General features: G+C 69.1%; 11 protein-coding genes. 4 read left to right on the top strand and 7 right to left on the bottom strand.

What is annotated here, in order from left to right:
• Positions 1-136: 136 nt before the first annotated feature.
• Both IT779_RS06520 and IT779_RS06515 read right to left on the bottom strand, forming a co-directional pair.
• Positions 137-781, bottom strand: coding sequence for a class I SAM-dependent methyltransferase (locus IT779_RS06520; RefSeq protein WP_196148240.1), 645 nt, complete (start codon positions 779-781; stop codon positions 137-139).
• A gap of 47 nt (positions 782-828) precedes the next feature.
• Positions 829-2,202 carry a metallophosphoesterase family protein gene (locus tag IT779_RS06515; RefSeq protein ID WP_196148239.1) on the bottom strand — a complete coding sequence of 458 codons (1,374 nt, stop codon included), beginning with the start codon at positions 2,200-2,202 and terminating at the stop codon, positions 829-831.
• A gap of 355 nt (positions 2,203-2,557) precedes the next feature.
• Here IT779_RS06515 and IT779_RS06510 point away from each other — a divergent pair, with 355 nt between their 5' ends.
• Positions 2,558-2,998, top strand: a complete 441-nt coding sequence (locus IT779_RS06510) for a hypothetical protein (RefSeq protein WP_196148238.1) — start codon at positions 2,558-2,560, stop codon at positions 2,996-2,998.
• Positions 2,999-3,018: 20 nt separating this feature from the next.
• On the opposite strand, the gene IT779_RS06505 is transcribed toward IT779_RS06510, so the two are convergent.
• From IT779_RS06505 to IT779_RS06485, 5 genes are all read right to left on the bottom strand, one after another.
• Positions 3,019-4,779 carry a serine/threonine-protein kinase gene (locus IT779_RS06505; protein ID WP_198428212.1) on the bottom strand — a complete coding sequence of 587 codons (1,761 nt, stop codon included), beginning with the start codon at positions 4,777-4,779 and terminating at the stop codon, positions 3,019-3,021.
• Positions 4,780-4,878: 99 nt separating this feature from the next.
• Positions 4,879-5,319 carry a hypothetical protein gene (locus tag IT779_RS06500; protein ID WP_196148237.1) on the bottom strand — a complete coding sequence of 147 codons (441 nt, stop codon included), beginning with the start codon at positions 5,317-5,319 and terminating at the stop codon, positions 4,879-4,881.
• Positions 5,320-5,840: 521 nt separating this feature from the next.
• Positions 5,841-6,566, bottom strand: coding sequence for a hypothetical protein (locus IT779_RS06495; protein ID WP_196148236.1), 726 nt, complete (start codon positions 6,564-6,566; stop codon positions 5,841-5,843).
• A gap of 121 nt (positions 6,567-6,687) precedes the next feature.
• Positions 6,688-7,023, bottom strand: a complete 336-nt coding sequence (locus IT779_RS06490; RefSeq protein ID WP_196148235.1) for a hypothetical protein — start codon at positions 7,021-7,023, stop codon at positions 6,688-6,690.
• A 79-nt stretch (positions 7,024-7,102) separates the two neighbouring features.
• Positions 7,103-7,594, bottom strand: coding sequence for a MarR family winged helix-turn-helix transcriptional regulator (locus IT779_RS06485; RefSeq protein WP_196148234.1), 492 nt, complete (start codon positions 7,592-7,594; stop codon positions 7,103-7,105).
• A 75-nt stretch (positions 7,595-7,669) separates the two neighbouring features.
• Here IT779_RS06485 and IT779_RS06480 point away from each other — a divergent pair, with 75 nt between their 5' ends.
• From IT779_RS06480 to IT779_RS06470, 3 genes are all read left to right on the top strand, one after another.
• The gene (locus IT779_RS06480; RefSeq protein ID WP_196148233.1) at positions 7,670-9,136 is read left to right on the top strand and encodes an MFS transporter; all 1,467 of its coding nucleotides are present in this window, start codon (positions 7,670-7,672) and stop codon (positions 9,134-9,136) included.
• Between the two features lie 586 nt (positions 9,137-9,722).
• Positions 9,723-10,889: a hypothetical protein gene (locus tag IT779_RS06475; protein WP_196148232.1), complete on the top strand. Its 1,167-nt coding sequence runs from the start codon at positions 9,723-9,725 to the stop codon at positions 10,887-10,889.
• 325 nt (positions 10,890-11,214) lie between these two features.
• Positions 11,215-11,922, top strand: coding sequence for a DUF1906 domain-containing protein (locus IT779_RS06470; protein WP_196148231.1), 708 nt, complete (start codon positions 11,215-11,217; stop codon positions 11,920-11,922).
• Positions 11,923-11,926 lie beyond the last annotated feature (4 nt).

Genomic DNA, 11,926 nt, shown 5'->3' with positions numbered 1-11,926 from the left:
AGGCAAGGCTGTCGGCGCGTCGGCCGCGTCGTCGAACCTTCGGGTGTGCGTTATGGAGACCGTGCGCTCCATGGTGGTCGTCGCGCGCGGTACGCACATCGGTCGATCGACCTATCCGGGCGATTCCGGCAAGAATTCAGGCACGGACCATCGTCGCGAACCAGGCGGACGCGCCGTCCGGGTGGAATCGGGTCATGACGCGCTCGAGCGCGATCCGGCGGACGGTCCAGCCGGTGTCGAAGGCCGCGATCAGGTCGGCGCGGCTTACCGGATGCGGTCCGAGGTCGTCGCCTTCGTCGCCGAAGCACAGGATGTGCGCGATGCCGCCGCGCGCGGTGACCGCGGCCAGGCTCGTCACGTAGTCACGGCGTTCCGCGCCGTCGAAGGTGTGGAACAGCCCACAGTCCAGGACGGTGTCGAAGGTGCGGCCGAGTTGTTCGAGGTGGAGTGCGTCGACCGCCGCGAATTCGACCGTGAGCCCCAGCGCATCGGCTTTGTCCCTGGCCGCCGCCAACGCCGTCTCGGCGACATCGACGCCGACGACCGACAGCCCGAGCTCCGCCAGACGCAGCGCGTTGTCGCCGGATCCGCAGCCCGCGTCGAGGACCGACCCGGTGAACTCGCCCGCGGCGGCGGCGCGCACGACCGCGGGTTGCGGTCCGTCGATCTCCCACGGGGCGGGGCCGTCACGGTAGGAGTCGTCCCACGGGACACCAGCCAGCCGCTCGTGGCTGGTCGGTCGGCGTCCCCGGAACGGGTCGGGCGTTGATGGTGTCGACATGGTCACCTCGATCCTGCCACCGATACACCGTGACGGCGAGGGTCCTCTCAGCGCAGACCTCGGAAATCTCTCAGTACGACGTGGTTGCGGTCCGCGCAGCTGCCGAGGGCGTGGTCGGGGTGCAGTCCGAGGTATTGGCGGCGGGTGCGGGTGCTCCAGCGGCGGGCGGGTTCGGCGCGGGTCTTGTAGAAGTTCACCATGTAGCCGCCCTCGTAGACGCGCAGCATCATGTAGCCGCCGGGATACTCCTTGGCGGCGGCGATTTCGAGGAATTCGACGTCGATGCCGGAGTCCGGCCTGGTGCGGCGGGTGCGGTGGGTGTGGCCGCTGTGGTGCAGGAAGACGCCGGGTGCGTGCCGGTAGAGGTTGTGCAGCGCTTCGGCGTCGGCGCGGGCGAGTACGAATCCTGGGCCGCCGGGATTGCTCACCGCGGCCTGTCGGGTGACGGGGTGATGTCCGTAGACCAGGGTGGGGCGGTCCGGATCGGCGCGCAGGATCTCGCCGAGTTCGTCGAGTTGCGTTCCGCCGATGGCGCCGCCGGAGCCGCGCGGGGCGGTGGTGTCGAGTCCGACGAGCCGCAGCCCGCCGACCTCGTCGACGACGAGCTGTCGCCAGGGATGGAAGTGCGCGCCCCACGCGTCTTCGGAAGTTCCTTGCGCGACATCGTGATTGCCTCGGCAGACGAAGTAGTCGCGGCCGAGTTCGCCCCACGCGTCGAGGTGTTCGCGCACCGAGCGTGACTGCTCGGCGGTGCCGGAGTCGGTGAGATCCCCCGCGACGACGAGGTTGTCGGCCGCGCGGTCGGGCAGGCGCAGGTCTTCCAGGATCGCGCCGAACATGAACTCCGGGTATTCGCCGGTGTCTTCGCGATGGCGGGTGACGAGTTCGGGAACCAGTGGGCCGCTGCCGCGTTCGCCGTAGTGCAGGTCGTTGGCGAGTGCGACGGTGCGCAGCAGGCGTCCTGGCGGCGGTGTGAGCGTGGTGAATACGCCGGTCGCCTCGGGGGTGCCCGCGCGCCGGGTGACGTGCGTGCGGGACGGGACCGCGCGGCGTCCGGCCGAATACGCCTCGAAGGAGTACGAGCGTCCCGGTTCGAGTCCGGTGATCTCGGCGTAGTGGTAGGCGGTCGGCGCGGTGTCGACGTAGTGCGGGCGCGCCGGGCCGCGACCATCGGAGGGCGCGAGGCGCACTTCGGTGTCGGCGGCCACAGGGCGCAGCCGTCCGGTGTCGTCGCGGGTGCGGGTGGTCCAGGTCAGGATCACGGTGGTGTCGGTGACGGTGACCACTTCCAGATCGGCGGCCAGCACCGGATGCCGCGCGGTCGCGACAGCGGCGACCGGTCGCTGGGCGCGCACGGCGACCGCCGCCGTGCCGACCACCACATTCGCGAGCCACAGTGTGCGAAGCCGGGGGTTGAGCATGGTCTTCCTCCTCCCTCGGCCGACGGTAGGGCCGTCGGTTGAACGTTCCGAATCCCGCTGGTGACGCATGGACTGCCGCTGCGGGAGCGTTCGGTGTCGGCGCACCGGACCTGTTCCGGGGTCGGTTGCCCGCCGTTTGCCGCGAAGCGGGCGTGCGGTCGGGACAGCCCAGAGCGAGGTATGTCGAGGTGCGGGCGTGAATTGCGTGACAGCGACTCGCGGTGCAGGCGAGAACCGGCGCGTGCCGGGCCGTCGGAGATTGTCCCGCGAAGGGCGCTCGAGGGTCGTGATCGATCCGGCGCGTTGTTCGGGTCGCGCGCGCGGGTTATCGCGGCGGGCGGCGAGAATTGTCGCTATGCCCGCACGTTCCGATCTGGCCGAGATGATCATCGGCATGCACTTCGACCTCGCCGACTGGATGGGGTCCGATGCGCCGCCGAAGGTGTTCGACCGGTTCTCCGACCTCTTCCAGCCCGAGTTCACGGCGGTGACTACGGCCGGTCGGGTCGTTGATCGCGACACCTTGCTCGCGGGTGTGTGGGCGGTGCGCAACCAGGTGCCCGGCGTCGAGGTCGAGATCACCGACATCGAGGAACTGGCGCGTGTGGGCAACCTCACGGTGGTGCGGTTCGTCGCCGAGAACCGACTCGGCGAGGTGCGGATACCTCGGCTGGCGACCGCGACGGTGGTGCACACCGAACTCGGGTACCGGCTGCGGGCACTACACGAGACCGCCGTGACGCCGGATGCGCCCGCACCGTCGCTCGACGGTATCCGCGAGGGCCGAGGCGGCTGATCGAATGCGGAAGTTCTGGCCTAGCGTCCGCGCGGGTACATGGTGACGATCGACCCGTCGAGGTTGGCGGCGAGGTAGGCGCCGCCGTAGTCGTCGGTGAGGTAGATCAGCAGGGTCGGGCGTTCGTCGTTGAAGGTCCACGCGGGGTTGACGATCACGTAGCGCATCGTCGGCTTCGCGATGCCGAGTTTCTGGTCGGCGGTGGCGAACAGGCCGGGGATCAGGTCCCAGTTGATCGAGTTCAACCGGATGGTCGCGGTGCCCTGCTCCAGTTCGCCGCCCGCGCCCTTGCGCGTCGCCGTTCCGTTGCGATAGGTGTACTCGTCGTAGACGCTCGGCTGGTTGCGCACCGGCGCTTCGGCGTTGACGAAATTCTGGTAGAACGTCGCCTCGGTGAATTCCGTTCCACCGGAGACCTTTTCGAGGGCAGTGACGGCGGCGCGCATGGCGGCGGGGGTCAGCAGGTCGGTGCCGGACGCGGTGTCGGTGGGGGTGTCGACGATACGGATGCCCGTCGCGGGGACCGTGCCCGAGGCCAGTACCGTGCCGGGATTGCCGCCTGTGCTCGGACCGTCGTCCGAGGAGGACGGGCGAAGTGCCAGCACGGCGGCGGTGACGGCGGCGATCGTCACGATCGCGGCCGCGGCCAGACCCAGTTTCGCGCCGGTCGACAGGCCGTTGTTCGGTGCGCGCCGGGTGTGGTGGTCGGGACCCGCGTGCGCCGCCTGCATACGAGGGCCGGTGGAATACGGCCCGGACTGCCCGCCCCCGGACGGCGTGTACGGGGCGGCCGGGTACGGCGCGGCGGCGTACGGGGTGGCCGGGGTGCCGCCGTACGGTGTCGCCGGGGAACTGGCGTACGGCGTGACCGGGGTGTTGCCGTACGGCGCGGAGGGCGTGTTGGAGAACCCTTGCTGCACGTACGGAATGGACTGGGCGGGCGTATAGGGCGCCGACGCGCCGGTATCGACCTGCGACAGCAGTTGGTCGACCTGATCCATCGACGGCCGGTGATTCGGATCGGCGACCAGGATCGACTGGAGCACGTGCGTCAGCGCGCCCGCACGCTGCGGATTCGGGACGGTGCCTTGGAGCACGGCGGCCAAGGTCGCCACGGTCGTATCGCGGCGCATCGGGTGATAACCCTCGACCGCCACGAACAGCAGCAACCCGAGCGACCACAGATCCGAAGCCGGATTGCCCTCCTGCCCGGACAGCCGCTCCGGCGCCACGTAATCCAGCGAACCGACCAGATTGCCGGTGCCGGTGAGCCCGGTCGCGTCGTTGAGCGCGGCGATGCCGAAATCGGTGACGACCGGCGAACCGTCCTCACGCAACAGCACGTTCGCAGGCTTGATGTCGCGGTGCAACACCCCGACCTGATGTGCGGCGCGCAGCCCGGCCAGAATGCCGCGACCGATGCGCGCGGCCTCCGCGGGCGGGATCGGCCCCTCCGCCAGGCGACCCGACAGCGAACCGCCGCGCACCAACTCCATGACGATCCACGGATGCGCGGGCGGCGGGGAATCCACGATGTGATGGACGGCCACCACGTTCGGATGGCCGATCCTGGCCAGGGCGCGCGCCTCCCGCAGCACCCGCTCGCGCTGCACGCCCGGCGCGCCGCCGGAACTCTCCGGATCGGCGGGCCTGACCTCCTTCAACGCGACCTCGCGATGCAGGGCCAGGTCATAAGCCCGCCACACCGTGCCCATGCCGCCGCTGCCGAGCGGCTCGAGCAACTCGAAACGCCCGTCGACCACCGTCCGCTCGGAATTCACCGCGCCAGCCTATGTGCCTCGACGCACCGGCGCGAGAGCGCGGTCCCCACGCAGCGCGCCCCACGCCACCGATGCGGCGTGGGCGCGCGGGTCCTGCGCTCAGCCGGTGGGGGAGAGCAACTGGTTGAAGAAGGCCCGGTAGCTGCGCAGCGCGTGCCGCAACGCCTCCGTGTCGGAACCCTCGGGCCACCCCTCCACCAGCGCGTCCTTGCGTTCGGCGTAGGCGGCGGTGAGTTGATGGATCAACTCCGCGACCAGGTCGTCGGCACGGGTCACCGCGTCACGCGGACTGTCCACGAACGAACCCTGCAGTTCCCGCCACCGCGTGCGCAGCAGGTCGAGGGTCGGTTCGTCGAACAGCGGCAGTGTGGTGACCTCCTCGACCGGCTGCCGCAGCGCCGGAATCAGCTCGGTATGCGCTGCACCGGTCGCCGGTAGGTCTTTCGCGGCAGACGCGCCCGCGACCGGGGTGCGCACCGCATCTGCCTCCGTCCGGTGGATCGCGTCCGATGGCGCGCTCGGCTCCGATTCGTGCGTCACGCCCTTCTCCGGCCCATGTGCCGTGCCCGTATTCGGCTTGCTCGTGACGCTCGCCTGCGGTGTGCGTGCCGCGCTCTGATCCGTCCGCTGTGCACTGCCCTGATCCGGCCTTGCCACGTCCGCGGGCTCGCTCGCGAGGTCGGCTTTCCGGTCTGTTCCCGAGGTACGCCCCGCATCGGAACCGCCCACTGATTCCCCGCCACCACTGTGCGTCTCGGCGTGGTCGGTCCGCGTGCCTCCCTCCGCTCGCGTGGCAGCGTCCCATGCGGTGTGGGCGCCCGAGGATTCGTCGTCGCGTGCCGCTGTTTCATCCCCGGGTGCGCGCGCGGTGGTCGATCCGACGGGCTGTCCGGCGGATACCGTCGAATTCGTCGCGCCGGGTGCGGATACCGTGCCCGCCCCCGCGGCGAATACTCGATCCGAGTGCGCGGATCTGTGGTTGACCGCTGTCGATTCCTTGTTCTCTTGTCCCGCGGTCGAATTACGTATGTCTGTGACGGCTGCGGTATCTCGGTCGGCGCTCATGCTACGGCGTCCTTCTTCCGCGCGGCGCCCTCGTGTGCCGCGTCATTCTTCGTGGATTCCTGCTGCCCCGCGGTGGCTTTCGCGGGATCACTTTTCGGCGGGTGCGCGTCGACACCGGCGCGGTCGATATCGGAGGTCGACACCTGTTCGTGCGCGATGGCGTCGCGGTCCGTGCCGGTGGCGGGCTTGGCTGTGCCGTCGACGAGTTCGAGGAACAGGGCGCGGTAGTACACGATCGCGGTGCGCAGGTCCTCGGTGGTGGTCTTGCCTTCGCCGTGGGCGACCGCGATGTCGTGGGCCGTGCGGTAGCGTCCGAGGGTTGCGCCGTGTTCGACGGACAGATCGGCCACCTGTTGGTCGAAACCCTCTGTGGGGTAACCGCGTTCGGACATGAGGGCGGTGAGCAGGGCGTCGGCGGCGCCCACGGAGTCGGCGGGCTGATCGACGAAACGTTCCTGCACCGTGGCCCAGGCGCGGGTGAAGTAGTCCCGGCGTTCGGGGCTCAGTTCGCGCAATTCCAGTGCGGCGTGCCTGCGTTCGCGTTCGGTGAGTTCGCGTTCGGCGGCGCGGCGGTTGTCGACTTCGGCCACGATCCGGTCGTATTCGGGTCCGAATCTGGCGCGTAGTCGCCTGCTGCGCACGACGGGCCGCAGCAGGACCACCGCCGCGCCGAGTGCCACGAGTATTACGACGATCACGACTGCCAAGATTCCGGGCGACACGGGATTCTCCTTCGACGAGCCTTTGTCCCGGTGTGCCTCCGATCGCGGTTCTCAAACCCGGTGAATGTCGCGAATCCGACGGTGGAGATCGAATCGAGGGTGTGGCAACCGAACCCGACCGCTACGGCAGGCCCCACAGGTTCGACCAGTGCCGAACCGCCCGCGCGCGCAACCTCGCGCTGCACAGTAAAGCGGGTGCGGCGACGACGAATACGACCAGTGTGCCGAGCAGTAGCAGGATGCCCAAGAGCTCGCCGACCAACTGGACGAGCGCGGGGAGCGCGAAGCCGAGCGCGAGAGCCGCGACGGCGATGGCCGCCGTATGGTGCCCGGACAGCGCGACGGTCGCGGCGACGGTGCCGAGTGCGGCCGCGACACCGAGTCCGGCGACGCCGATCAGGTAGTTGTCCCAGGAGAGCCAGGTCGTGCGCGAGGTGCTTCGATGCTGGTGTCCCACGGGTGCGCAGCCTAGTCCCGATGCCGGTCGGCACGTGGCGATTTCCCGCGAATCCGGCCGATTGCCGAAAGGTGGCGGACTAGCTCTGCTCGTCGCAGTGTGGTGGGCGCGGCCACCGGTTGTCCTCGAGCTGTTCGATGGACTCGTTGAATCGCGCGATCATGGCCCCGAATCGGGCGATATCGTCATCGGACCAGTGCGAAACCACCGCGCCGATGCCTTCCTGGCTGCGCGCGCGGTCTTCGGCGAGCAGTGTCAATCCCTTGGCGCTGGCGCGGATCTTGCGGGCGATGCCGCCGTCCGGGTCGGGGACCCGTTCCACGAGTTCCAGTTTGAGCATCGCGCCGATCTGGCGGTTGATGGTGGAGATGTCGAGTTGGAAGGCGTCGGAGAGTTCGCGCAGGCTCAGCGGCGAGTCCATCTCCAGGCGCGTCAGGATGACGTAGGCGGAGCGGTCGAGCTGGAATCCGGGGCGCCGCAACATCGACGCCGGATAGTGCCGGGACAGCAGGGTCAGTTCGAAGACGAGCCGTCGTAGCGCGGGTGCGTCGACGGTGGGCTGATCCGACATGGCACCCACTATGTCGTTCGCCACATGTTCTGAGCAAATTGTGCACCATACACAAGATGTGTAGCGTACACATACATGTCCCTGACTGCCGATGCGGCCGCGACCGTTCCGAATGCCGGCGCGAAACGGCCTCCCGCACCCGCGATCCTCATCGCGACACTCGGCATGGTCGGCATCGTGGTGTCGCTCATGCAGACGCTGGTCATCCCGATCATTCCGCTGCTGCCCTCGCTGCTGAGCACCTCGGCCTCCAACGCGTCCTGGGTGATCACCGCCGCGCTGCTCGCGGGCGCCGTCGCCACGCCCATCAGCGGACGCCTCGGCGACATGTTCGGCAAGCGGCGGGTGCTGTTCGCGAACCTGCTCTCGATGATCCTCGGATCGGTCATCTGCGCCATGTTCTCCGCCCTGCTGCCCGCGATCATCGGACGCTCGCTGCAGGGCGCCGCCGTCGGCGCGATCCCGCTCGGAATCAGCATCATGCGCGACGAACTCGCACCGGAGCGGGTCGGCTCGGCCATGGCCATCATGAGCGCGACCCTCGGCGTCGGCGGCGCGATCGGACTGCCCGCCGCCGCGCTCATCGCGCAGAACGCGGACTGGCACGTCCTGTTCTGGACCGCGGCGGGCATCGGTGTGCTGTGCGCGATCCTGGTGTTCGTCTTCGTGCCGGAATCGCCGGTGCGCACGCCGTCACGGTTCGACGTCGGCGGCGCGATCGGATTGTCCATAGCTCTGCTCGCCCTGCTGATCTCCATCACCAAGGGCGCCGACTGGGGCTGGGGCAGCCCGACCATCCTGACCCTGTTCGCGGTCTCCGCGGTGGTCTTCCTCGCGTGGGGCTGGTTCGAACTGCGGCAGAAGGCGCCCCTGGTCGACCTCAGGGTCTCGGCGCGCCCGCGCGTGCTGTTCACCAACCTGGCCTCGATCGCGGTCGGATTCGCGCTGTTCGGCATGTCGCTGAGCTTCCCGCAGCTGCTCATGGCCCCGGAGGGCACCGGCTACGGATTCGGGCTCTCCATGGTCAACGCGGGCCTGATCCTCGCGCCGACCGGCCTGGTCATGATGCTGCTCTCCCCGGTCTCGGCCCGGCTGTCCGCGGCCCGCGGACCGAAGGTCACCCTGATCCTCGGCTCGACGGTGATCGCGGTGGGCTACCTGAGCGGAGTGATACTCATGGAGAGCGTGTGGGAGATCATGATCGCCGCGATCGTGGTCGCGGCGGGCGTCGGACTGGCTTACGCGGCGATGCCCGCCCTCATCATGGGCGCGGTGCCGATCACCGAGACCGCGGCCGCCAACGGCCTGAACTCGCTCATGCGCTCGATCGGCACCTCGACCTCCTCGGCCGTGATGAGCGTCGTGCTCGCCCACATGACCATGTCCTACGCCGGTCACGAACTGCCGTCGCGCGAGGGCTTCCACACCACCTTCTTCATCGCGATGGCCGCGGCGGTGGCGGCGATGGTGCTCGCGGCCTGCATTCCGATGAGTAACAAGGCCGTGCCCGCCTCGGCGGCCGTGCCCGGCACCGACGGCTAGTCGGGGCCGGGGGTCGCTCCGCCGCCTGTGAGCGTGGAACCGGGGCGATTCGGGGCACGGAACGCCACGACCTGCCGCGCGGACAGGTGCCGACCGGTCAGCGAAGGCGGGCCGTGGCCGTGCCGTCCGGTGCGTTCGGGGGCCGAATTCGATCGTGAACGAGGTGTCGGCGATCGTCTGTAACCTCCGGTTCACCGCGCCGAGACGAAGTGCGCCGACCGGGTCGAGGGGGTGTGCGTGGGCGATTCGAGTGTTATTGCCGCTCAGCCTAAATGGTCGGACCGTACCGGTTCGGTTAGTTCGGCTCGAAGACTTACCATGGAGTAGACAGCGCCCGGCAGCGCTGTCACCGGGGCCCTGTCCTGCTACCCCCTCATCAGCAGGACAGGGCTCTACCTTTCGGCGTTGCCTGCGGCGCCGCGGGTTCGCGGCCCTGGGAGTCCAGCGGTCGATACTTGCTCCTTCGTCGCTTTGTCTCGACCGCTGGGACGCGAGACGGCCGCGAACCGGTGGTCGTCTGGGGTGCTCGGAACTGGCGTAGCGTGTTCGATGTCCTGTCCGCAGGTGAGGGGTCCGGAAAAATCCGATGGAGCCGACGACACAGGCGATCGACGAGACGAGCGGTGATCCGGTCTGGATCGACTACGCCGAATTCGGCGAACGCTTCGTCACGCACGCGGTGACCGAACGAAGGATCGAGTCCGCGGTCGCGGGCATCGCCGGTCGCGGGGTGCGGATCGGCCCGTTCTCCGTCGGCCCCGCCGGACTCGCGGGCTTCGTAGCCGAGGGCAAGATGGGCCGACCCTCCATCGTCCGGCACGACCCGCACGTGATCTTCCAACTCACCGTGCCGATCTCGCTGACCGTGAAACTCCTGCTCGGCGGTCGCAAAATGCGCCTGTCCACGGTGGTCGACATCGGCCTCACCCTGCACGCTCGCACCGCCGATCCGCTGCTCATCGTCATCGACATACCCCCGGTCCAGGCGAGCGACGTGCGCATCGCGCTGCGGGCCCGCGCTCTGGAAGCCGAGTGGGAGTTCCTGCTCGACCCGATCGCGGGCGTCGTGCAGCGCGAGGTCGCCAACCGGGTCAACGCGCTGCTCGCCGAACCGCAGGCTCGGCGCGGCCGGATCTTCGACATCGAGGCCATCCTCGACGGCGTCGACTCCGCGCATCGCGGCCGCGACGATTTCGACTGGATCGACTACGGCGAGTTCGGGCGCCGGTTCTTCGACCGGGTCGTGACGGCCGAGCGGGTCGGCGGGGTGCTGGAGCGGATGACGGGCCGCCCGATCGAGATCGGCCCGCTGCGCACCGGACCGGGCAGGCGCGCCACGGTGACGGTGCGCGGTGCGATCCGGGTGCCGAGGGTGCGCGCGCGTCCCGAGGCGGCGGATTCGGAGGCGGCGAAGGACGGGCCGGTGTCGTTCGACGTGACGGTGCCGGTCGGCCTCGACATCACCGTCGACGTGTTGAAGGCGAATCGCTATCGCGCCGACGTGGAGATACCGCTGTCGCTGACCGCGCGCGCGGCCGATCCGCTGCTGGTGGTCATCGATGTGCCGCCGCCGGACGCGCGTGATATCCGCCTCGAATTCAAGGCGCACGGGATGCGGGCGGCGACGCTCGGGGTGCTGGCCAAGATCAAGAAGCAGATCGTCGGGCGGGTGGCCGGGGTGGTGCGTGACCAGTTGGAGAGCGGGGCGGAGCGGGTCATCGATGTGGCGGCACGTCTCGATGCTTTGGGCTGAGGGTTGCTGCTGGAGGTTTACCGCTGAGGGGCTGCTGCTGGAGGTTCAACCCTGAGGGTTACCGCTGAGGCAAGAGATGTAAGAGAGCGCTAGTTACTGCTGAGGCAAAAGATGTAAGAGAGCACAATGGGTCTAGCGGTTCGCATGTGATTGTGGTGAAATATGAATACGTTCGAGGCTCCCGGCGCGACTGGGGAAGGCGCGCCGGGTACGCTGTCCGCTCCCACGCTTGCGGATGGTTTCCCTTCTCGGGAAACCCGTCGAGATTTCGGAGACCTTCGTCGTCCGGAACGATGCCGTCTCGGGACTCGCGAAGGAGTCTGCGATGCGTTCGGATCTGTCCCGTCGTGAACTGTTCGCCCTGACCGCCGCTGCCGCCGTCGCCACCGCCGTGACCGCGTCCGAGGCATCCGCGGCAGGCGGACTCGGCACCCTGCTCGACTACGCGGGCGGCGTCCCCTCCGCCCGCGCCATCCGGGAAGCGGGCCACATCGGCGTCATCCGGTACGTGTCCGACCGCCGCCCCGGCGCCGAATGGATGGCGGGCAAACCGCTGCTCGCGAGCGAGGTGGACGACCTGCGCGCGGCGGGCCTTGCCATCGTCTCCAACTACCAGTACGGCAAGGGCGCCACCGCGGACTGGCGCGGTGGACTCGAGGCGGGCAAGCGCCACGCGCAGCGCGGTCTCGAGCTGCACCGCGCCGCGGGCGGACCCGACGAGGCGCCGATCTACGCCTCGATCGACGACAATCCCGGCCCGGTCGAATTCGCCACCATGATCGCCCCCTACCTCGCGGGCTGGGAGTCGGTGCTCGGCAAGGGCAAGGTCGGCGTCTACGCGAATTCGTCGACCATCGACCTGGCGCGGGTGGCCGGAGTCGGTTCCTGGTACTGGCAGCACAACTGGGGCACCCCCAAGGGCTACGTCCACCCGGCGGCGCATCTGCACCAGTTCGAGATCGACGAACGCGCGGTGGACGGCGTCGGCGTCGACCTCAATGCCGTGCTGCGCCCGCAATACGGCCAGTGGTAGGCGG

Origin of the sequence: Nocardia bovistercoris, from assembly GCF_015674855.1 — a bacterium.
GTDB lineage: Bacteria > Actinomycetota > Actinomycetes > Mycobacteriales > Mycobacteriaceae > Nocardia > Nocardia bovistercoris.
Note: the sequence above shows the minus strand (reverse complement) of the source record. Positions and strands in the feature narration are given on the sequence as shown.

Excerpts from the sequence above, each read along its gene's own strand:
- IT779_RS06520 (WP_196148240.1), bottom strand. The coding sequence starts at position 781 with ATGTCGACACCATCAACGCCCGACCCGTTCCGGGGACGCCGACCGACC.
- IT779_RS06515 (WP_196148239.1), bottom strand. The coding sequence starts at position 2,202 with ATGCTCAACCCCCGGCTTCGCACACTGTGGCTCGCGAATGTGGTGGTC.
- IT779_RS06510 (WP_196148238.1), top strand. The coding sequence starts at position 2,558 with ATGCCCGCACGTTCCGATCTGGCCGAGATGATCATCGGCATGCACTTC.
- IT779_RS06485 (WP_196148234.1), bottom strand. The coding sequence starts at position 7,594 with ATGTCGGATCAGCCCACCGTCGACGCACCCGCGCTACGACGGCTCGTC.
- IT779_RS06480 (WP_196148233.1), top strand. The coding sequence starts at position 7,670 with ATGTCCCTGACTGCCGATGCGGCCGCGACCGTTCCGAATGCCGGCGCG.
- IT779_RS06475 (WP_196148232.1), top strand. The coding sequence starts at position 9,723 with ATGGAGCCGACGACACAGGCGATCGACGAGACGAGCGGTGATCCGGTC.
- IT779_RS06470 (WP_196148231.1), top strand. The coding sequence starts at position 11,215 with ATGCGTTCGGATCTGTCCCGTCGTGAACTGTTCGCCCTGACCGCCGCT.